Here is a 19,979-nt window from a genome sequence, read left to right on the forward strand (position 1 = left end):
CAGAATTGTAGGGACGGCGTGCTTGAAATTGCAACACCTCCAACCGGGATTCCCGAGAGCGAAGGTCACAGAATCCCCGCAGGTCGCGAGGGTCGCATTCAACAGAATTCACGAATAGGTCGCTATCCTGCAGGTTTGCAGCACCCCAAAGCCGCTATGCCCAGATTCGTCTTCACGATTCGACATCGGCGTCGAGAACGCTTCACGGGAACTTCACCAGAACGTGTTCCACATCACACCGATATGTCCGATCCATGCGGCGTCCCCGCCACCCCACATCCGAGGTCCGGGGCGGCCCACCCCTGCCCGGCCGCCGCGCGATGCGCTACATTCGAGGCGTGCAGTGGCGCGCCCTTCTCCTCGGTTGCCGCGGCGGGGTCTGATCCAGACCGGCTCCCCGTCGCGGGTTGAGCCGTGCAGTCGCTCCAGCGCCGGTCGAGTCCTCCCGGCCCCTCCCGGCCGAACCCCGTCCCTGCCCTTCGCAGGGGGGAACCCGAGAAAGTAACCTCGACACATGAGCCCTGCAGCCGATTCCTACACCTCCGGCGTTTCCAAGATCACCGCTCCCGCCGGCCCCCGCAACCCGGGCCAGCCCGCGTGGAACCAGCAGCGCGGAAGCGCCATGCCCGCCCACCGCTACCGCTCCTTCGGTGACGAGGTCGAGCACATCGCGCTCCCCGACCGCACCTGGCCCGACAAGGTCGCCACGACCGCTCCGCTGTGGTGCGCCGTGGACCTGCGCGACGGCAACCAGGCCCTCATCGATCCCATGAGCCCCGCGCGCAAGCGCCGCATGTTCGACCTGCTGGTCCGCATGGGCTACAAGGAGATCGAGGTCGGCTTCCCGTCCGCCAGCCAGACCGACTTCGACTTCGTCCGCGAGATCATCGAGGACGGCGCCATCCCGGACGACGTCACGATCCAGGTACTGGTGCAGTGCCGCGACGAGCTGATCGAGCGCACCTTCGAGGCCTGCCAGGGCGCGAAGAACGTGATCGTGCACTTCTACAACTCGACCTCGGTGCTGCAGCGCCGCGTGGTCTTCCGCGCCGACAAGGCGGCGATCAAGAAGATCGCCACCGACGCCGCGCACAAAGTGCTCGAAGAGGAGAAGAAGTACCCCGACACCGCGTGGCGGTACGAGTACTCCCCCGAGTCCTACACCGGCACCGAGCTCTCCTTCGCCAAGGAGGTGTGCGACGCGGTCACGGAGATCATCGCGCCGACCCCCGAGAAGCCGATCATCCTGAACCTGCCCGCCACCGTCGAGATGGCCACGCCGAACGTCTACGCCGACTCGATCGAGTGGATGAGCCGCAACCTGGCACGCCGTGACAGCGTCATCCTGTCGCTGCACCCGCACAACGACCGCGGTGAGGGCGTCGCGGCGGCCGAGCTGGGCTACCTCGCCGGCGCGGACCGGATCGAGGGCTGCCTGTTCGGCAACGGCGAGCGCACCGGCAACGTCTGCCTGGTGACGCTGGGTCTGAACCTCTACAGCCGCGGCATCGACCCGCAGATCACCTTCTCCGACATCGACGAGATCCGGCGCACCGTCGAATACTGCAACCAGCTGCCCGTGCCCGAACGGCACCCGTACGGCGGCGACCTGGTGTACACCGCGTTCTCGGGCAGCCACCAGGACGCGATCAACAAGGGCCTCGACCAGATGAAGATCGACGCCGACGACGCCGACAAGGACGTCGACGACATCGTCTGGCAGGTGCCCTACCTGCCGATCGACCCCAAGGACGTGGGCCGCAACTACGAGGCCGTGATCCGCGTCAACAGCCAGTCCGGCAAGGGCGGCGTCGCGTACATCATGAAGGCGGATCACGGCCTGCAGCTGCCGCGCCGCCTGCAGATCGAGTTCAGCCAGTCGGTGCAGAAGATCACCGACGGCGAGGGCGGCGAGGTCACGCCCAAGGAGATGTGGGACGTCTTCGCCGGCGAGTACATCGACCCGATCCTGCCGCTGGAGCGCATGCGCCAGAAGGTGACCGCGTCCGAGGTCGACGGTGGCGTCGACCGCATCGATGCCGTGGTCAAGGTCGACGGCAAGGAGCAGGAGATCTCGGGCGAGGGCAACGGCCCGCTCGCGGCCTTCGTCGACGCGATCGGCACCGTCGGCTTCGAGGTCCGCGTGCTGGACTACAGCGAGCACGCGCTCTCCGCGGGCGACGACGCACAGGCCGCTGCCTACGTCGAGGCGATCGTCCGCGTCGGCGAAGAGGACCGCACCGTCTGGGGCGTGGGCATCGCCCCGTCGATCACCACCGCCTCGCTGCGCGCCGTGGTCTCGGCGGTGAACCGGGCCAACGGCAGCCGCCGCACCGCTCAGGAGGCGGTCGGCGAGGCCTCGACGCGGACCTGGGCGCCGTAGGTCTCTGACCGCCGTGGATGGGTGTGCGCCCGCTCGCTGGGCTTCGCCCCGCTCGCCTAGCGGCTCGGGGGCTGCAGAATCGCTCGCAGTCGCACACCCATCCACCGCTCGCCCGTCGTCCGGCCACTCGGCACACATACTGTGGTCCCGTGGGAGCTGTCCCGTCGCGGCGTGACGACGGTGACCTGGGACGCGGAGCCCGATAGCTTCCATGCCGGCGACGCCCGCGGGATCGAGCGGTACACCGTCGACCGCACGCGGCCCGGCTCGATCGTGCTCTTGCACCCCTTCTGCGCGGACGAGTGCCGAGCCGACCGCGAGGCACACTGCCGCGGATCATCGAGCGGCTGCGCGCGGACGGCTACCGCTTCGTCACGGTCCGGGAGTTGCTGGCGCTCCGCTGATCCCGTCGGGGTCGCGCCCGCGTGCGCACCGCGAGGGCGCCCGCCGCGATGACGGCGAAGCCGCCGAGCACCGTCGACCAGCCGATCGGCTCCCCGAGCAGGAGTGCCGCCCAGGCGATCCCGAAGACCGGCTGCGCCAGCTGCACCTGGCTCACCGAGGCCATCGGGCCGATCGCGAGACCGCGATACCAGGCGAAGAAGCCGAGGAACATGCTGACCACGCCGAGGTACGCGAAGGACCACCAGGCGGGCGCGGTGCCGCCCACACCCCCGCGGGCGCCGAAGGCGGTGAGCGCCAGCATGAACGGCGCCGCCACGACGAGCGCCCACGAGATCGTCTGCCACGCTCCGAGTTCCCGCGACAGCAGACCGCCCTCCGCATAGCCGACCGCGGCCGCGATCACCGCGCCGAACAGCAGCAGGTCGGACAGGCGCAGCGCGCCGAGCCCACCGCCCTGCACCACGGCGAAGGCGACGGCGCACACCGCCCCCACGGCCGCCGCCAACCAGAACGCCGGCGGCGGCCGCTCCCCCGTACGCCACACGGCGACGACGGCGGTGGCCGCCGGCAGCACGGCGATGACGACGGCGCCATGGGACGCCGACGAGGTGGTGAGCGCGAACGAGGTGAGCACGGGGAAGCCGATCACCACACCGAGTGCGACGACGCCCACCCCGACCCACTGCCGGCCCCGCGGGAGCGCCTGGCGGGTCACGACGAGGGCGATCGCGGCCAGCAGGGCGGCGACGACGGCGCGCCCGGCGCCGACGAAGAGGGGCGGGAGCCCGCCCTCGGAGACGGCGACCCGCGTGAACGGCACCGTGAACGAGAAGGCCAGCACCCCGAGCAGGCCCCACAGCAGACCGGATCGCACGGGATGCGGGTCCGATATCACCGACGCCTCGGGAAGAGTAGCGCTATCATGATGACTCATGTCCAACGGTAGCAGTAGCGAGCGCCTGACGACAGCGCTGCGCGCGTGGATCGCCGCGGCCCCGCCGGGCAGCAAGCTCCCCTCGACCCGCGCACTCGTCGCCGAGCACCGGGTCGGCCCCGTCACCGTGCAGCAGGCACTGCGCTCCCTCACCGCCGCCGGTGCGATCGAGACCCGACCTGGTGTAGGCACTTTCACACGGATCGCACGTGCCCCCCGCCCCGTCGACCTCGGCTGGCAGACAGCCGCCCTCGGGGCCGCGGGACGGCGGACACCAGCCGCCCCGACCGCCCTGCTGCCGTCGGACAGCGAGGCGATCGGCCTGCACTCCGGCTACCCGGCGCGCGAGCTGCTACCGGAGCGGCTCGTGCGGCCGGCCCTGGCCCGGGCCTCGCGCAGCGAGTCGCTCATGGGGCGGCCGCCGATCGCAGGGCTCCCGGAACTGCGATCCTGGTTCGCGGAAGAGCTCGCGGCGGTCACCCCCGCCGGGGTCGGTACCGTCAGTGCCCGCGACGTGGTCGTGACGCCGGGAAGTCAGGGCGCACTCCTCACGGCCTTCCGCGCGCTCGTCGGCGCCGGTCGGCCGCTCGTCATGGAGTCACCGACCTACTGGGGCGCGATCCTCGCCGCGGAGCAGGCCGGGGTCGACGTGGTCCCGGTACCGAGCGGTCCGGCGGGCCCGGATCCCGACATGGTCCGTCGCGTGTTCGCCGAAACCGGGGCGCGGGCCTTCTACGCACAGCCCGCGTTCGCCAGCCCGACGGGGGCCGTGTGGGACGAGGAGCGCGCCGCCGCGATCCTCGGTGCGGTGCGCGAGGCCGGTGCCTTCCTCATCGAGGACGACTACGCGCACGATTTCGGGATCGACGCGGCGCCGGTACCGCTCGCGACACGCGACGACGGCGGCCACGTGGTGTACATCCGGTCGCTGAGCAAGAGCGTGGCCCCGGCCGTGCGGGTGGCTGCGGTCATCGCGCGCGGCCCGGCACGGGACCGGATCCTCGCCGACACCCAGGCCGACGCGATGTACGTGAGCGGCGCACTGCAGGCCGTCGCGCTCGACGTGGTCACCGCCCCCGCCTGGCGCACCCACCTGCGGCGACTCGGCAGGCAGCTCGGCGACCGGCGCGACCTACTCCTACGGTCGCTGCACGAGCACGCGCCGGCGGTGGCGGTGGACGCCGTGCCGCGGGGCGGATTGGCGTTGTGGGCGCGACTTCCCGACGACGTCGAACTCGGCGCCGTCGTCGAGAACTGCCGGAGGAGCGGGCTCGTCGTCGGCCCCGGCGACGAGTGGTTCCCTGCGGAGCCCACGGGCAATCATCTCCGCCTCGCCTACGCCGGGCCGCAGGCCGAGCGGTTCCCGGAGGCCGCCCGGATTCTCCAGGCCGCGATCACACGGACGGCGTGAAGGCCTCGAACCACACGCGCTCGCGCGGCACGCCGACGCCCTCGAGTTGCTCGGCGACACCGGTCATGAACGGCAACGGGCCGCACAGATACGCGTGGGCGTCGGACGGGACGGGGAGGCCGTCGAGGTCGATCCGGCCGCGGGACTCCCCCGCGCCCAGCGGGTATCCGTCGGGGAGCTCGTCGTACCAGGTGTGCAGCGCGGCCCCCGGAATCCGGCCGATGAGCTCCGCCAGCTCCGCCCGGTGCGCATGAGTCGCGCGCGTGCGATCGGCGTGCGCCACGATCACCCGGCGCGCGCCGCCCTCCTCGGCGAGGTGGTGGAGCATGCCGAGGACGGGGGTGATCCCGATGCCCGCCGAAGCGAGTACCAGTGGGGTCTCCGGGTCGCTGTCGAGCACGATGTCACCGAAGGGCGGCGAAACCTGCAGCCGCGCACCCTCGAAGGCGTACTCGTGCAGGTACGACGAGACCGCGCCGTCGCGCCGCACACCGATCCGCCACCGGCCTTCGCCCGCGCCGGACAGGCTGTACTGCCGGATCTGGCGCGCACCGTCGGGTAGCCGGACCGCGACCGACACGTACTGCCCGGGAAGATATGTCGGCAGGGGGTCGCCGGCCGGGTCGACGAGAACGAAGGCGACGGTATGCGGCGTCTCCTGGCGACGCTCGGCGACGACCACCGTGCGCCACACCGTCTCCGGGCTCACCGCGGCAGCGGCGTAGAGCCCTTTCTCCAGGGTGATCAGCTCGTCGGCCAGCTGCCAGTAGAGCGCCGTCCACGCCTCCGCCACAGCGGGGGTGACGGCGTCGCCGAGGACCTGCGCGATCGCCCCGAACAGGTGCTCGTACACGACCGGGTACTGGTCCGGTGCCACCCCCAGCGATGCGTGCTTGTTCGCCACTCGCTCCAGCATCGACCGCGCCGAGACCCGGTCGTCGACGACGGCGGTGGCGTACATCGCGATCGACGCGGCGAGCGAGCGCTGTTGGGCCCCCACGGCCTGATTGCCGCGGTTGAACAGGTCGCGCTCCAGTTCGGGGTGCGCCTCGAACAGGCGGCGGTAGAAGTTCGGCGTGATCTCGTCGATCGCGGCGCCCACGGCGGGCAGGGTGTCGCGGACGACGGTGAGCTGGGCGTCGGTGAGCATGGGGCATCGGTCCTCGGGCAGAAGGAATATTCTACTACGACGTTATGTAGTAGTTCCTCGCCACCGCCAGGGACGGATGTCCCGACGATCCGGGACGTCTACCGCTGGAGGCCGTGGCGGCGCGCCACGATGCTGGAGACCACCTCGACCGGTACCAGCCGCTTGAGCAGGAAGACCAGGGGCGCATTACTGCCCACCGCGTAGAACTCGCGCGGCTTGTCGGCCTCGATCGCCTTGACGATCACCTGCGCCACCTGTGCCGGCGAGATTCCCGCCCGCTCGTTGGCGTCGAGGTTCTCGATCATGGTGTCGAAGTCGGCGCGGTACACGGAGTCGTCGGCGACGTACTTCGTGCGCCGCTCCCCGATCCCCGTGGCGATGGAGCCGGGTTCCACGGTGGAGACCCACACGCCGAAGGGCGAGAGTTCCTGCCGCGCCGCGGAGGCGAAGCCCTTGAGCGCCGCCTTGGCCGCGACGTAGGAGCCGCGGTAGGCGAGCGGGAAGCTGGCGAGCATGGAGCCGACCATGATCACGCGGCCGTAGCGCCGCAGGCGCATCGCCGGCAGGAGGCGCTGGGTGAGTTGCACCGCACCGAAGACGTTCGTCTGGAAGAGCCGGTCGACGGCGTCGGCGGGGAGCTCCTCGAGCGGCCCGGACTGGCTCTCGCCCGCATTGTTCACGACGACGTCGACGGTGCCGGCGGCCGCGGCGCACGCGGCGACGGACTCGCGGTCCGCGAGGTCGAGCGCGAGGTACTCCACGCCGGGGATCCGCTTGTCCGCGGCGATCGCCTCCGGGTCACGGCTGGTGCCGAGGACCCGGTAGCCCTTCTGCGCCAGCAGCTTCGCCGTCTCGTAGCCGATGCCGGAGGTGGCCCCCGTCACCAGTGCCGTACGTGCGCTCATGCTCGTGCACCTCCGTTTCGATCGCCCGTCGCGGCGGCCGCGGCGCGGCCCGCCGTCATGCCCGAGAAGATGCAGCCACCCAGGAACGTGCCCTCCAGGGCGTTGTATCCGTGCACGCCGCCACCGCCGAACCCGGCGACCTCACCCGCGGCGTAGAGGCCGGGGACGGGCGCACCGTCGGCCCCCAGGACGCGCGCCGAGAGGTCGGTCTCGAGTCCGCCCAGGGTCTTGCGGGACAGGATGTTCAGGCGGACCGCGATGAGCGGGCCGTGCTCGGGATCGAGGATGCGGTGCGGCTTCGCGACGCGCACCACCTTGTCGCCCAGGTAGTTCCGCGCGTTGTGCATCGCCTGGAGCTGGGCGTCCTTGCTGAAGGCGTTGGCGGTCTCCCGGTCGCGCGCCTCGATCTGGGTGCGCAGGTGGTCGAGATCGACGTGCCCGCCGCGGCCGATCCGGTTCATGCCCGCGACCAACTCCTCGAGGGTGTCCGCGACGATGAAGTCCTCACCGTGTTGCTTGAACGCCTCGACCGGGCCGGGCGCCCCCTTGGACTTCACTCTTCCGAGAGCGAGTTTCAGGTCCTTCTCGGTGATGTCCGGGTTCTGCTCCGAGCCGGAGAGCGCGAACTCCTTCTCGATGATCGTCTCGGTGAGGACGAACCACGAGTAGTCGTATCCGGTTTCGAGGATCGCCTTCATCGTCGAATTCGTATCGAAGCCGGGGAAGTTCGGGGCCGTGAAGCGGTTGCCGTTCGCGTCGAACCACAGCGACGACGGTCCGGGGATGATGCGGATCGCGTGGTCGGGCCAGATCGGAGCCCAGTTGTGGATGCCCTCGGTGTAGGCCCACACCCGGTCGCGGTTGACGATGTTCGCGCCCGCCGCCTCCGAGATCGCGAGCATGCGACCATCCACGTGCGCGGGGACGCCCGCGATCATGTGCTGCGGGAACGGGCCGAGCCGCTCGGTGGGCCAGTACTGCCGCATGAGCTCGAAGTTGTGGCCGATGCCGCCGGAGGTCACGAGGACCGTCGGCGCACGGAACTCGAACTCGCTCCGTACATCGCGGGAGCTCGCCACGCCGCGGTCGAGGTCGGTGGGTTCGAGGACGGCGCCGCGGACACCGACGACGGCGCCGTCGTCACCGGTGACGAGCTCGTCGACGCGGTGGCGGAAGGCGAAGCGCACCAGGCCCTGAGCCTCGGCGCGCTCGACCGGCTCGCGGAAGACGCGGACGACTTCGGGGCCGGTGCCCCAGGTGAGGTGGAACCGGGGGACGGAGTTGCCGTGGCCGTCCGCCGCGCCGCCGCCCCGCTCGGCCCAACCGACGACGGGCGTGAACCCGAGCCCGAGGCGCCGCAGGTAGTCGCGCTTGCGGTGCGTCGCGAACTCGACGTAGGCGCGCGCCCACCGCCGGGGCCAGCGGTCCTCGTCCTCACGGTCGAAGCCGGCCGAGCCGGTCCAGTCCTGCCAGGCCAGCTCGAAGGAGTCCTTGATGCCGAGGCGCCGCTGCTCGGGGGAGTCGACCAGGAACAGACCGCCGAGGCTCCAGAATGCCTGGCCGCCGAGGTTGTTGCGGTTCTCCTGGTCGAGCACCAGCACGCGACGGCCCGCCCGCGACAGCTCGTACGCGGCCACCAGGCCCGCGAGCCCCGCACCGACGACGATCGCGTCCGGCTCGAACCCTGCGACCTGCGATCGATCCTCGCCCACGTGGCCTCCTCGTCGATAAATAGACTAGCGGGTCTAGTTATCGCTATCCTTGCACGGAGCAACGGCGCGGTCAACGGATTCGAGGTGAAACATGGCGAAGGGCGAACGCACACGCGCGCGGACCGTCGAGAAGTTCCTCGACGCCGGGCTGGAGGTGTTCGCGGAGCGCGGCTTCCACGCCGCCTCGATGGACGAGATCTGCGCCCGCGCGGAGCTCTCCCGCGGCGCCTTCTACTCGAACTTCTCGGGCAAGGAGGCGCTGTTCCTGGCCCTGTTCGATCGCCACGCCGAGACCCAGATCGGCCGCATCACCGCGGTGATCGACGCAGCCGACTCCCTCGAATCCGCCATCGCCGCCGCCGCGCGCGCGGCGGCGCACGACGACCCGGACGAGCGGCGGTGGGCCCTGCTCTCCACCGAGTTCACCATCTACGCCGCGCGCGACGGCGAGGCCGCGCGACGGCTGACCGACCGCGACGTCGTCCTCCGCGAACGCCTCTCCGCCGCGCTCGCCCGCTTCGTCGGGCCGGTCGACGCAATGGCGCTCGCCCGGTACGCGATCGCGCTGTACGAGGGCGTCCAGCTCACGCACCTCGTCGACCGCGATGCCGACGCCGCCCGCGAGCTGCTCCTGCGGTTCCTACCCGCCGGCCTGCACACCGTCGAGAGCTGACGACGCCGCCACCGTCCTGTCCCCTCCGGCGAACAGGCCGCACAGCAGCAGCGGTACCAGCAGGACCAGCAGGCTGACGAGCGGGAGAGTCCAGTCGCCGTGCACGCCGTGCAGCACGCCCATGAGCATCGGGCCCCACGCGGCGAAGAGGTAGCCGACCGTCTGCGACATGGCCGACAGCGACACCGCCTCAGCGGTGGTCGCGGCGCGCAGGTTCATCATCGTCACCGCCAGGGAGATCATTGCGCCCAGGCCGAAGCCGACGAAGATGTTCGCGATCCACGCGCCGAGCCCGTTCCCGAACGCGAGGACGCCGAAGACTCCGATCCCCTGCAGCCCGACGGCCGCGACCGCGACGATCCGCTGCTCGCGACGCCGCGCCGCCCACTGCGGGAAGGTCAGCGCCGTCACCACGCTGAGGAGGCCGCCGATCGCGAGCATCGCGCCGCCGGCCTCCGCCGACATCCCCCGGTCCCGTAGATCGTGGGGATCCACCCGATCAGCGCGTACGCCTGCAGCGACTGCAGCCCCATGAATCCGGTGACGGCCCACGCGACAGGGCTGCGCAGCACAGTCCGGGCGGCGCCGCGGTCGGCGGCACCGTCGGCCTCGGGGACGTCCCGCCGGAAGCGGAGGTACCGCACGGTGACCGTCGCGAGCAGTGCCGCGGCGACCAGCGACGGGATCGCCCACAGCGCGAGTGAGGCGCGCCAGCTACCACCGAGCGCCGTCGCCCCGGGGACCGTGAGCGCCGAGGCGAAGCCGGTGGAGAGGCACACCATGGAGGTGAACAGGCCCGTCATCAGCCCGATCCGATGCGGGAAGAAGATCCGCACGAGCACCGGTCCGAGGACGTTGCCGAGCGCGATGCCCGCGCCCGCGAGCATAGTGCCGCCCAGCAGCACGGCCCAGCTCGGCGCGATCCGCAGGGCGCTACCGACCGCGATCATGGCGACCGCGGCGGTCGCCACCACCACCGCGGTGTACCGGCGGGCCAGGCGCGGCGCGGCCGCGGAGAACAGGCCGAGACAGATCACCGGGCCGGTCGTGAGCAGCGCGACCTCGGCGCCACTGAGGCCGTAGGCGTCGCGGATCTCGTCGAGCACAGCGGACGAGCTGCCAAAGATCAGGCGCAGGCAGATGCCCATCGTGACGAGGGCCGCCGCGCACGTGAGGACGCCGACGGCCCGCAATGGGGCGGGGGCTTCCGGGCTCGACGTCATCCCCGAAATCATGGGATGACTTTGACGCTCCCGTCAACTCACCGCACGAAGTGCGGCGGAGACGCCGCCGCCCAGCTATGTCGCGGTCGCGATGTACTCCTCCAGAAGCCGCGTCGTGTGCGCGATGTGATCCCGCAACGCCTCCGTCGCGCCCGCCGCATCCCGCGCCATGGTCAGCTCCATGATCCGGCGATGCTCACCTGCAAGGTCACGATCGCGTTCGACCCCCAGCGGGAACGACCACCTGCGGTACAACTCGGCCTCGTCCCGGAGTGCCTGCGTGATCTGCACCAGACGCCGATTGGAGCACCCCGCGAGAATCGCGGCGTGGAACGCGGCGTGCGCCTGCACCCACTCGTCCGACACCCGAACCGGCTCATCGCTGAGCAGCGGCGTCCGCTCGAGCGTGTGGTGTGTCGCGACCACCTGCGACTCCCAGGCCACATCACCTTCCTCGATCGACCGGGCGAGCACCAGCGATTCGAGCGCGATGCGCGCGTCGGTGAGATCGCCGAGGCTGTCCGCGGACAACTCGGTCACCGTGAAGCCCTGATGCGCCTGCGACGTGACCATCCCCTCCGCTGCGAGCCTGGTCAGGGCCTCGCGAATGACGGAGACGCTGGCGCCGTAGGCGGCGCCGAGATCGGGGAACTTCAGCCGCTCGCCCGGGGGCCGCCTGCCCGCCAGGACGTCGGCGCGCAGCGCGTCGTACACCGCGTCCACGCGGGTGCGCTTCGGATTCGTGGTAGCCACGCCCCCAGCGTAGGCCCCTCATCTGCATCTCGCGAATCTTCCAACAACTTTCGAATCTCGCTTGACTTAACGAATCTGCCGGAGCAAGCTGTGACCACCGACACACTTCACCGACCCAAGGAGCGGCGCGATGCGCATCGGAGTTCTCGACGGCAGAGCCGTCATCATCGACGGGGACCACGGCCTCGACGTGGCGGAGGCCAGCGCAGGACGCTTCGGTCCCGCGATCACCGGCATCCTGGAGAACTGGGACGAGTTCTCCGCGTGGGCGGCCGACGCCGACGCGACCGCCGGCGTTCCGTTCGACGCGGAGGCGCTACAGAATCCTGTGCCCGAGCCTCGGCAGGTCTTCGCCGTCGGCCTCAACTACGCGGCGCATGCGGCCGAATCCCAGTACGCCATCCCTGACTTCCCGCCGACCTTCACGAAGTTCCGCACCTCGTTGGCTGGGCCCCGCGGAACCGTGGAACTCCCCGGTGACAGCGTGGACTGGGAGGTCGAACTGGTCGCCGTCATCGGCCGGTACGCGCACAAGGTCCCCGAGGCGGAGGGATGGGACTACGTCTCCACCCTCACCGCAGGCCAGGACATCTCCGAACGGGACACTCAGTTCGACGCGAAGCCTCCGCAGTTCAGCCTCGGGAAGTCGTACCCCGGCTTCGCACCGCTCGGCCCGGTCCTAGTGACGCCGGACGAATTCCCGGACCGCGACGACATCGAGATCGGCTGTACCGTCAACGGCGAGCAGATGCAGAAGAGCCGCACGTCCGCGATGCTGTTCTCCGTCCCGAAGCTGGTCGCGTACCTCTCCGGCATCACTCCGTTGCTTCCGGGGGACATCATCTTCACCGGTACGCCGGACGGTGTGGGACTCGGACGCACCCCACAGCGCTACCTCATGGACGGCGATGTGCTGCGCTCGTCGATCGCCGGGATCGGCGAGTTGGAGCAGATCTTCGTCGCGCCGAGCGGGGAGTAGTTGTCATGGCCCTCCACAGCCTGGCCTCAGTGACCATCGGGGTCCCCAATGTCACCGAGACCGTCTCCTACTACACCGATTTCGGTCTGACGCTCGGCGCTGGAGGCGCCCTGTCCACCAGCCACGGCGGCGAACAGCTTCGGATCGTGCACTCCCCCACACGACGGCTCCTCGAGCTGACCGTCGCCGCCGACGACGCGGACGACATCGCCCGGATCGCTTCCCGACTCCGGTCACTCGACCTGCCGGTCGACGTGACCACCGAGTCCCTCACCACGACGGAACCGATCTGTGACATCCGCGTCCATGTGCAAATGCGCCCGCGCATCGTGCAACCGGAGGCCCCGCGCACGCCGTACAACGGTCCAGGCCGTGTGGATCGCTCCGGCCGCGCGGACGTGATCCGGCGGCAGGGCCCCGTCCGCCCACGCAAGCTCGGGCACGCCGTGGTCGGCACCACGGACCTCGACGCCACCCGGCGATTCTTCGTCGACGGGCTCGGCTTCCGGATCAGCGACCACATCGTCGGACACGGAAGCTTTCTGCGCTGCTCCACCGACCACCACAACATCCTGGTGCTCGCCGCGCCGGTCGCGTACCTGCACCACACGTCCTGGCAGGTCGACGACATCGACGAGGTGGGGCGTGGGGCGTACGACATGCTCGACGGGCACCCCGATCGCCACGTCTGGGGACTCGGACGGCACTACGCCGGGTCCAACTTCTTCTGGTACCTCAAGGACCCCGCCGGCAACTTCTCGGAGTACTACTCCGACATGGACTGCGTGCCCGAGGACGAGCTGTGGACGCCGGAGGACCTGGAGGGCGCTCGCGGGCTCTTCCGATGGGGGCCACCGCCACCTCCGTCCTTCCTCGCTCCCGAAGACCTCGCAGCCATGATGACCGGCACGCACAGCGCGCGGTGACACCCCCCTCACAACCCAACGGGCGCACCCGCCCACCCTCACACAGAGGTCGAAACACCATGAACGACATCGAGACCGACGTCCTCATCGTCGGCGCCGGCCCCGCCGGCCTCACCGCCGCCGCCCTTCTCGCCCGGTACGGAGTGGAGGCGGTCACCGTGACCAAGCACCCCGGCACCGCGCATTCGCCCCGCGCGCACATCACCAATCAGCGCACCGTCGAGGTGTTCCGCGACCTGGGCCTCGAGGAACGGGTCCGAGACGCGGCCGTGCCGAACGAGCTCATGGGCAACAACGTCTGGGCCACCAGCTTCGCGGGCCGCGAGATCGCGCGCCTGATGACCTGGGGCTCGGGCACTGCGCGCCACGCCGACTACACCGCGGCCAGCCCGTCGGCGATGTGCAACATCCCCCAGCACGTGCTCGAGCCGATCATCCGGGCCGGCGCCGAGGAGGCCGGAGCCGACCTGCGCTTCTCCACCGAACTCGACGAGATCATCCAAGACGACGACGGCGTGACCGCATCGGTGCGGGTCCGCACCACCGGCGAGACCTACCGGATCCGCGCGAAGTACGCGATCGGCGCCGACGGCGGGCGCTCGCGTGTCGCGGAGCAGGCCGGCATCGCCATGATCGGCGAGATGGGCCTCGGCGCGGCGATGAACATCTGGCTGGAGGCGGACCTCACGAAATACACCGCGCACCGCCCCGGCACCCTGTACTGGATGGCGCAGCCGGGCAACGACTACTGGGTCGGTTCGGGCACGTGGATCTGCGTGAAGCCCTGGACCGAGTGGGTACTACTGTGCATGTACGACCCTGCCGACGGCACGCCCGACATGGACGAGGAGTCTCTGATCATGCGGGCCCGCACCACGATCGGCGATCCGTCCGTGGACATCCGAATCAAGTCGGCCAGCACATGGCAGATCAACCACGTGGTGGCGGAGACCTACCAGAAGGGCCGGGTGTTCCTCGCCGGTGATGCGGCGCACCGCCATCCGCCCGCGAACGGCCTGGGCACCAACACCTCGATTCAGGACTCGTTCAACCTGGCGTGGAAGCTCGCCTCCGTGCTCCGCGGTGTGTCGAGCCCGGAGTTGCTCGACACCTACACGCAGGAGCGTCAGCCGGTCGGCCGCCAGGTCGTGGACCGAGCGATGCAGAGCGTACGCGACATGCGGCCGATCTCGGAGGCACTCGGGTTCGAGCCGGGGCAGTCCGCCGCCGACGGGTGGCGCAACCTCGACGACCTCTTCGCACCGGGTGGCTCGGCCCGACGAGCACGGCTCGCCGACGCCGTGCGGCAGCAGAACTACCAGTTCAACGCACACGGAATGGAACTCGACCAGCGCTACTCCTCGGCGGCGATCATCGACGACGGCGTCCCCGAACCGACGGACGACCGCGACCGGGTCCTGTACCACCATCCGACCACGCACCCCGGGGCCCGGCTCCCCCATGCCTGGCTGGAGAACGAGCGACGACGTGTGTCCACTCTGGACATCACGGGACACGGACGGATGACGCTGCTCGTGGGACCCGATGGGGAGGCGTGGCGGGACGCCGCACGGACTGTGTCCGCCGAGTCCGGGCTGCCGATCGACGTGCGCGCGGTCGGGGTCCGGTGCGAGTACGACGACGTGCTCGGCGATTGGGGAGCGGTCCGCGAGATCGGAGACGACGGTGCCCTGCTCGTCCGTCCGGACCATCACATCGCGTGGCGCGCACACATCGCCGCCGGCGACCCTGTGGCCGCCCTGCGTGGCGCCGTGGACCGTGCGGTGTGCCGCCGCGCCGACGTGAACGCCTGAGCCAGCCCACTCGATCCGAACTGCCGCGCGGACGGCATCCGGTCGGCCGGCGCGACGTCAACTCACCGCGGCGACCTCCTCGTCGAGGGCGCGGAGCACTGCGGCCACCGCCGGCCGGCGCTCGGCGCCGGGACGAGTCGCCACCTCGAGGATGCGGGCGGCGAGGACGCCGACGATCTCCAGGCTGCGGACGCCGGGGTGCGTCACCGCGTGGCGCGCGACGAGCGCCACCCCGAGGCCGGCCGCGACCATCGCCTGGATCGTGTGGAAGTCGTTGATCCGCTGCACCACCCGCGGCTGCACACCGGTGATCGTCGCGAGCGAGCGGAGTACGTCGTCGACGGGGAAGCCGTCGCGCACGCTGATCCAGTCGAGGTCGGCGAGCTGGGACGCATCGACCCGGCCGGCCTCGGCGAGCGGGTGATCCACCGGCACCACCAGATCGATGGGCTCGCGCATGAGGATCCGGGAGGCGATGCGGGGACCGCCCAGCGGGGCAGCCCGCTCGTCGCGGTGCGCGACCACGACGTCCGCGTCCGCGAGCATCGCCGGCAGCTCGGTGCCCGGGAGGTCCGCATCCGCGGCGGCCACCTGGATCCCCGCCGCGGCGGTGCGGCGCAAGACGCCGGGCAGGAGGAGCTCGGCCGCCGAGGGGAAGAGCGTCAGCCGGACCACGCCGATCGGCGTCGAGCGGTAGCGGTCCATCTCCGCGCGTGCCCGGTCCAATTCGCCCAGAACGGATTCCGCGCGGACGACGAGGGCCAGCCCGGCGTCGGTGAGGCGCACGCGCCGGCCGTCGGGCTCGAGCAGGTCGACCCCGGCCTCCCGCGCGAGCACTTTGAGCTGCTGTGACACCGCCGACGGCGTCATGTCCATCGCGCGCGCCGTCGCCGCGACCGTCCCGCGGTCGGCGAGCTCGCGCAGGATCCTGAGGCGATGCACGTCCATGTAGCCAAGCTACATGGACGGTCAAGAAGTATTCGATTGTCCTTCCGGTCTCGGCGCTGGAGAGTGGAGCGCATGAGCCCCCGCCACCGCCTCGTCGCCCTCACCGTCGTCGTGCTCTGGGGGCTGAACTTCCTCGCCATCCGCTACGGCCTCGACTACTTCCCGCCGCTCTTCCTGGGCGCCCTGCGCTTCCTCGTGCTGGCGCTGCCGGTGCTGCTCTTCGTGCGGCCGCCGAAGGGACCGGTGAAGTGGCTGCTGCTCTACGGCATCGGCTCGGGCACCTTCCAGTTCGGCCTGCTGTTCACGGCGATGCACATCGGCATGCCGACCGGACTCGCCTCGCTGGTACTGCAGTCGTCGGCGCCGTTCACCGTGTTGCTCGGCGCCGTCCTCCTGCACGAGAAGCTCACCGTGCGGCAGATCGCGGGCATCGGCATCGCCGTCGTCGGCATGGGCCTGATCATCGCCGACCGCGCGGACGCCGCGGCGGGCGTCGGAGTGCTCGGCGTCGTCCTCACGCTTCTCGGCGGCCTCAGCTGGGCGTTCGGCAACATCGGACAGCGGCTGGCGGCACCGTCGGAGCCCTTCCGCTTCACCCTCTGGATGTCGGTGATCCCGCCCCTGCCCATGCTGGCGCTCAGCGCCGTCTTCGAGGGGCCCACCACGGGCTGGAAGGCCTTGGCCCACAGCCTCGACGGTGCCGACGGCCGCCTCGCGCTCCTGGGCGTCGCGTACATCGCGATCCTCAGCACCGTCGTCGGATACGGGCTGTGGGGCGCGCTGATGGCCCGCTACCCCGCATCCACGGTCGCGCCCGCGACGCTCCTCGTCCCGGTCGTCGGCATCGCCGCGAGCGCCGTGGTCCTCGGCGAGCACCCGACGGCGCTGGCACTGACGGGCGCGGCGATCGTGATCGCGGGTTGCCTACTGGGGATGCTGCGCCGGCCCGCGCCGCTACCGCTCGGCGACGAGGGCGATGGTGCCGGCGGCGAGCTCGACGTCACCGTCGCCGATGACCTCGGCGAGCGCGGCACGCAGCGCGACCCGGCGGTCGTCCGGCAGGGTTGAGTGCCCCGAGTAGGTGAAGACCAGGTCGAGCCATCGGTCCTTCTCCTGCGTCTCGGTCCACGAGTCCTCGCGCTCGGCCACGGTGAAGCCGGCCGCCTCGAAACGGCCGCGCAGCTCGGCCATCGCGTACATCTGGTCGTGCGCGGTGCCCGCGCCCGCGGCCTCGACGTTGACGTAGTCCTCGCTCGCGGCGCGCAGGTCGTCGTTCGACGGTGCCGTCGGCCGCAGCTTGTTCCAGAGCAGCACGACGCGGCCGCCCGGGTTGAGCAGTCCGGCGAGGCGCGGGACCGCGGTGTCGGCGTCGACCCAGTGCCAGGACTGGCCGAAGGTGACCAGGTCGAAGGTGCGGCCCCGCGCGTCCCACTCCTCGAACGTCGCGACCTCGGCGGGCACGCCCGAGGCCCGCGCGACGTCGGCCATGGCGCCGTCGGGCTCCACCGCCAGCACGTCCATCCCACGGTCCCGGAGCTGCCGGGCGAGGATGCCCGTGCCCGCGCCGACGTCGAGCGCGGTGCCGCCGGTGGCGATCGCATCGAGCGTGACGTCGCTGTAGCGGGGCCGGAGCCTGTCGTAGTCGTCGGCGATCGCCCCGAACGAGAGGGCGCGGCGCCGATCTTCGTGCAGTTCAGCCATGAATCCAGCTTGCCCTATCCTGGAGCGCATGCCCGGACTTCCCCTCCGCGCCCGCGCGGCGCTGCTCGCCGCCCGATCCGCAGCCTGGGCGTCGCAGCGCGCCGGGCGCGGCAAGGGCTCGATGATCGGCGGCCTCGTCGCGCTCAAGATCGAGCCGAACCTGATGTCACGGCTCGCCGCCGGCAAGCGCACAGTGGTCGTGACCGGCACCAACGGCAAGTCGACCACCACCCGCATGACCGCCGCCGCCCTCGGCACGCTCGGCCGCGAGGTCGCCACGCAGGCCGACGGGGCCAACATGGACGCCGGGATCGTCGCCGCGCTCACCGCGCACCAGCGCGCGCCGCTCGCGGCCCTCGAGGTCGACGAGTTGCACGTCCCGCACGTGCTGGACGCGACCACTGCCGAGGCGCTGGTGCTGCTGAACCTGTCCCGTGACCAGTTGGACCGGGTCGGCGAGATCAACGCCATCGAGCGACGGCTGCGTGCGGGCGTCGACGCGCACCCCGAGCTCACGGTGATCGCCAACTGCGACGACGTGCTCGTCACTTCCGTCGCCTACGACGCGAAGAACGTCGTCTGGGTCGCGGCCGGCGCGGGCTGGACCAGCGACTCCACGTCGTGCCCCCGCTCGGGCGAGCCCATCGTCCGCGACGGCGCGCACTGGTACTCGACGGGGACCGATTTCTCCCGCCCGGAGCCGGACTGGTGGGTCGACGACGAGAACATCCACGGGCCCGACGGCTTCGTCGCGCCGCTCACCCTGCGCCTGCCCGGCCGGGCCAACCGCGGCAACGCGGCGCAGGCGGTGGCCGCAGCGGTCGCCATGGGCGCCGACGCCCGGGCCGCGGTCGAGGCCGTCGGCACCGTCGGCGAGGTCGCCGGACGGTATGCGACGGTCACCGTCGGCGAGCACACCGTGCGGATGCTGCTCGCGAAGAACCCGGCCGGCTGGCAGGAGGCCATGTCGATGATCGACGGCACCGCCGAGGGCCTGGTGATCGCGGTGAACGGGCAGGTCCCCGACGGCGAGGACCTCTCCTGGCTGTGGGACGTGCAGTTCGAGCGGTTCGAGAACGGCAAGGTCGTGGCGTCGGGCGAGCGCGGCGCGGACCTCGCCGTGCGGCTCACCTACGCCGGCGCCGAGCATTCGCTCGTCGCCGATCCGGTCGCGGCGATCGCCTCGTGCCCGCCCGGGCGCGTCGAGGTGCTCGCCAATTACACGGCGTTCCGCGACCTGAACACGGCTCTGGAAGGGCGGCGCGCGTGATCGACTTCTCCGGATCCGAGGCCCGGATCACCGAGTCCACCCTGGTCATCGGCCTGGTGCTGCCCGACGTGATGGGCACCTACGGCGACGGCGGCAACGCCCTCGTGCTGCGCCAGCGCGCGCGGCTGCGCGGCATCGACGCCGAGGTGCTGCCGATCACGCTGGCCGATCCGGTGCCCGCGTCGTGCGACATCTACACGCTGGGCGGCGCCGAGGACTACGCGCAGCGGCTCGCCACCCGCCACCTCACGCAGTACCCGGGCATGCAGGAGGCCGCGGCGAAGGGCGCGCCGGTGCTCGCGATCTGCGCCGCGATCCAGGTGCTCGGCCACTGGTACGAGACCTCCGAGGGCGAGCGCGTGGACGGCATCTCGCTCTTCGACCTCACCACCACTCCCCAGGCCACCCGTTCGATCGGCGAGATCGAGGGCGTGCCGCTGGTCGACGGGCTCACGCAGCCGCTCACGGGCTTCGAGAACCACCGCGGCGGTTCGGCTCTCGGCCCGGACGCCGCGCCGCTGATGCGCGTGGTCCGGGGCACGGGCAACGGCGCCGGCTCGCCGGTCGACGGTGTCGTCCAGGGCAGCGTGCTCGGCACGTACATGCACGGCCCCGCGCTCGCCCGGAACCCCGAGCTGGCCGACCACCTCCTGTCCCGCGCGACCGGGCGGTCGCTGGAGCCGTTGGACCTGCCGGACGTGGAGCTGCTCCGGCGCGAGCGCCTCCGGAAGTAGGACCGGCGGGGCTGTCCGGGTTCACGCGCGGTCGGCCCGGCCTGCGGAACAGGTGTCT

Annotated in this window: 18 protein-coding genes; 9 read left to right on the plus strand and 9 right to left on the minus strand. The window is 71.1% G+C overall.

Features of this window, described 5'->3' with window-relative positions; all coding sequences use genetic code 11:
• Nucleotides 1-514 precede the first annotated feature (514 nt).
• Nucleotides 515-2,383, plus strand: coding sequence for a 2-isopropylmalate synthase (gene leuA, locus BLW32_RS25900; protein ID WP_068742399.1), 1,869 nt, complete (start codon nt 515-517; stop codon nt 2,381-2,383).
• 361 nt (nt 2,384-2,744) lie between these two features.
• Here the strand turns inward: leuA and BLW32_RS25905 are convergent, their stop codons facing one another.
• Nucleotides 2,745-3,722, minus strand: coding sequence for a DMT family transporter (locus BLW32_RS25905; protein WP_068742400.1), 978 nt, complete (start codon nt 3,720-3,722; stop codon nt 2,745-2,747).
• Here BLW32_RS25905 and BLW32_RS25910 point away from each other — a divergent pair.
• Nucleotides 3,721-5,133, plus strand: coding sequence for an aminotransferase-like domain-containing protein (locus tag BLW32_RS25910; protein ID WP_068742401.1), 1,413 nt, complete (start codon nt 3,721-3,723; stop codon nt 5,131-5,133). The genes BLW32_RS25905 and BLW32_RS25910 overlap by 2 nt on opposite strands.
• Here the strand turns inward: BLW32_RS25910 and BLW32_RS25915 are convergent.
• The 3 genes from BLW32_RS25915 to BLW32_RS25925 form a co-directional block, all read right to left on the minus strand.
• Nucleotides 5,117-6,283: a globin domain-containing protein gene (locus tag BLW32_RS25915; protein ID WP_068742402.1), complete on the minus strand. Its 1,167-nt coding sequence runs from the start codon at nt 6,281-6,283 to the stop codon at nt 5,117-5,119. The genes BLW32_RS25910 and BLW32_RS25915 overlap by 17 nt on opposite strands.
• 98 nt (nt 6,284-6,381) lie before the next feature.
• Nucleotides 6,382-7,188 carry an SDR family oxidoreductase gene (locus BLW32_RS25920; protein ID WP_068742403.1) on the minus strand — a complete coding sequence of 269 codons (807 nt, stop codon included), beginning with the start codon at nt 7,186-7,188 and terminating at the stop codon, nt 6,382-6,384.
• Nucleotides 7,185-8,900 (minus strand): FAD-binding dehydrogenase, encoded by a 1,716-nt coding sequence (locus BLW32_RS25925; protein ID WP_068742404.1) that lies wholly within the window; start codon nt 8,898-8,900, stop codon nt 7,185-7,187. Before BLW32_RS25925 ends, BLW32_RS25920 begins: the two co-directional genes overlap by 4 nt.
• A gap of 91 nt (nt 8,901-8,991) precedes the next feature.
• Between BLW32_RS25925 and BLW32_RS25930 the strand changes: the two genes are divergently transcribed.
• Nucleotides 8,992-9,573 (plus strand): TetR/AcrR family transcriptional regulator, encoded by a 582-nt coding sequence (locus tag BLW32_RS25930; protein ID WP_068742405.1) that lies wholly within the window; start codon nt 8,992-8,994, stop codon nt 9,571-9,573.
• Here BLW32_RS25930 and BLW32_RS25935 read toward each other — a convergent pair.
• From BLW32_RS25935 to BLW32_RS25945, 3 genes are all read right to left on the minus strand, one after another.
• The gene (locus tag BLW32_RS25935) at nt 9,541-10,038 is read right to left on the minus strand and encodes an MFS transporter (RefSeq protein WP_068742406.1); all 498 of its coding nucleotides are present in this window, start codon (nt 10,036-10,038) and stop codon (nt 9,541-9,543) included. The genes BLW32_RS25930 and BLW32_RS25935 overlap by 33 nt on opposite strands.
• Nucleotides 9,981-10,796: an MFS transporter gene (locus BLW32_RS25940; protein WP_139286320.1), complete on the minus strand. Its 816-nt coding sequence runs from the start codon at nt 10,794-10,796 to the stop codon at nt 9,981-9,983. Before BLW32_RS25940 ends, BLW32_RS25935 begins: the two co-directional genes overlap by 58 nt.
• A 75-nt stretch (nt 10,797-10,871) precedes the next feature.
• Nucleotides 10,872-11,549 (minus strand): GntR family transcriptional regulator, encoded by a 678-nt coding sequence (locus BLW32_RS25945; protein ID WP_068525991.1) that lies wholly within the window; start codon nt 11,547-11,549, stop codon nt 10,872-10,874.
• A 130-nt stretch (nt 11,550-11,679) separates the two neighbouring features.
• Here BLW32_RS25945 and BLW32_RS25950 point away from each other — a divergent pair, with 130 nt between their 5' ends.
• The 3 genes from BLW32_RS25950 to BLW32_RS25960 are packed head-to-tail and all read left to right on the plus strand — an operon-like array spanning nt 11,680 to nt 15,268.
• Nucleotides 11,680-12,528, plus strand: a complete 849-nt coding sequence (locus BLW32_RS25950) for a fumarylacetoacetate hydrolase family protein (RefSeq protein WP_068525992.1) — start codon at nt 11,680-11,682, stop codon at nt 12,526-12,528.
• Nucleotides 12,529-12,533: 5 nt separating this feature from the next.
• Nucleotides 12,534-13,454 (plus strand): VOC family protein, encoded by a 921-nt coding sequence (locus tag BLW32_RS25955; RefSeq protein ID WP_068742408.1) that lies wholly within the window; start codon nt 12,534-12,536, stop codon nt 13,452-13,454.
• Nucleotides 13,455-13,513: 59 nt separating this feature from the next.
• A complete protein-coding gene (locus tag BLW32_RS25960; RefSeq protein WP_068742409.1) occupies nt 13,514-15,268 on the plus strand; it encodes an FAD-dependent monooxygenase in 1,755 nt (584 codons plus the stop codon).
• A gap of 57 nt (nt 15,269-15,325) precedes the next feature.
• Here BLW32_RS25960 and BLW32_RS25965 read toward each other — a convergent pair whose 3' ends face one another.
• Nucleotides 15,326-16,216, minus strand: coding sequence for a LysR family transcriptional regulator (locus BLW32_RS25965; RefSeq protein WP_068525995.1), 891 nt, complete (start codon nt 16,214-16,216; stop codon nt 15,326-15,328).
• A gap of 72 nt (nt 16,217-16,288) precedes the next feature.
• Between BLW32_RS25965 and BLW32_RS25970 the strand changes: the two genes are divergently transcribed.
• Nucleotides 16,289-17,284, plus strand: a complete 996-nt coding sequence (locus tag BLW32_RS25970) for an EamA family transporter (protein WP_082791513.1) — start codon at nt 16,289-16,291, stop codon at nt 17,282-17,284.
• Here BLW32_RS25970 and BLW32_RS25975 read toward each other — a convergent pair.
• Nucleotides 17,171-17,917 (minus strand): class I SAM-dependent methyltransferase, encoded by a 747-nt coding sequence (locus tag BLW32_RS25975; protein ID WP_068742410.1) that lies wholly within the window; start codon nt 17,915-17,917, stop codon nt 17,171-17,173. The two genes, BLW32_RS25970 and BLW32_RS25975, sit on opposite strands and share 114 nt — an antisense overlap.
• A 28-nt stretch (nt 17,918-17,945) precedes the next feature.
• Here BLW32_RS25975 and BLW32_RS25980 point away from each other — a divergent pair, with 28 nt between their 5' ends.
• A complete protein-coding gene (locus BLW32_RS25980; protein WP_068627303.1) occupies nt 17,946-19,187 on the plus strand; it encodes a Mur ligase family protein in 1,242 nt (413 codons plus the stop codon).
• A 26-nt stretch (nt 19,188-19,213) separates the two neighbouring features.
• The gene (locus BLW32_RS25985; RefSeq protein WP_068526291.1) at nt 19,214-19,921 is read left to right on the plus strand and encodes a type 1 glutamine amidotransferase; all 708 of its coding nucleotides are present in this window, start codon (nt 19,214-19,216) and stop codon (nt 19,919-19,921) included.
• Nucleotides 19,922-19,979: the final 58 nt, after the last annotated feature.

This window comes from Tsukamurella tyrosinosolvens (genome assembly GCF_900104775.1).
GTDB classification, from domain to species: Bacteria; Actinomycetota; Actinomycetes; order Mycobacteriales; family Mycobacteriaceae; genus Tsukamurella; species Tsukamurella tyrosinosolvens.

Excerpts from the sequence above, each read along its gene's own strand:
- BLW32_RS25930 (WP_068742405.1), top strand. The coding sequence starts at position 8,992 with ATGGCGAAGGGCGAACGCACACGCGCGCGGACCGTCGAGAAGTTCCTC.
- BLW32_RS25965 (WP_068525995.1), bottom strand. The coding sequence starts at position 16,216 with ATGGACGTGCATCGCCTCAGGATCCTGCGCGAGCTCGCCGACCGCGGG.
- BLW32_RS25940 (WP_139286320.1), bottom strand. The coding sequence starts at position 10,796 with ATGACGTCGAGCCCGGAAGCCCCCGCCCCATTGCGGGCCGTCGGCGTC.
- BLW32_RS25935 (WP_068742406.1), bottom strand. The coding sequence starts at position 10,038 with ATGTCGGCGGAGGCCGGCGGCGCGATGCTCGCGATCGGCGGCCTCCTC.
- BLW32_RS25970 (WP_082791513.1), top strand. The coding sequence starts at position 16,289 with ATGAGCCCCCGCCACCGCCTCGTCGCCCTCACCGTCGTCGTGCTCTGG.
- BLW32_RS25980 (WP_068627303.1), top strand. The coding sequence starts at position 17,946 with ATGCCCGGACTTCCCCTCCGCGCCCGCGCGGCGCTGCTCGCCGCCCGA.
- BLW32_RS25955 (WP_068742408.1), top strand. The coding sequence starts at position 12,534 with ATGGCCCTCCACAGCCTGGCCTCAGTGACCATCGGGGTCCCCAATGTC.
- BLW32_RS25960 (WP_068742409.1), top strand. The coding sequence starts at position 13,514 with ATGAACGACATCGAGACCGACGTCCTCATCGTCGGCGCCGGCCCCGCC.
- BLW32_RS25915 (WP_068742402.1), bottom strand. The coding sequence starts at position 6,283 with ATGCTCACCGACGCCCAGCTCACCGTCGTCCGCGACACCCTGCCCGCC.
- BLW32_RS25905 (WP_068742400.1), bottom strand. The coding sequence starts at position 3,722 with ATGAGTCATCATGATAGCGCTACTCTTCCCGAGGCGTCGGTGATATCG.
- leuA (WP_068742399.1), top strand. The coding sequence starts at position 515 with ATGAGCCCTGCAGCCGATTCCTACACCTCCGGCGTTTCCAAGATCACC.
- BLW32_RS25975 (WP_068742410.1), bottom strand. The coding sequence starts at position 17,917 with ATGGCTGAACTGCACGAAGATCGGCGCCGCGCCCTCTCGTTCGGGGCG.
- BLW32_RS25920 (WP_068742403.1), bottom strand. The coding sequence starts at position 7,188 with ATGAGCGCACGTACGGCACTGGTGACGGGGGCCACCTCCGGCATCGGC.
- BLW32_RS25950 (WP_068525992.1), top strand. The coding sequence starts at position 11,680 with ATGCGCATCGGAGTTCTCGACGGCAGAGCCGTCATCATCGACGGGGAC.
- BLW32_RS25910 (WP_068742401.1), top strand. The coding sequence starts at position 3,721 with ATGTCCAACGGTAGCAGTAGCGAGCGCCTGACGACAGCGCTGCGCGCG.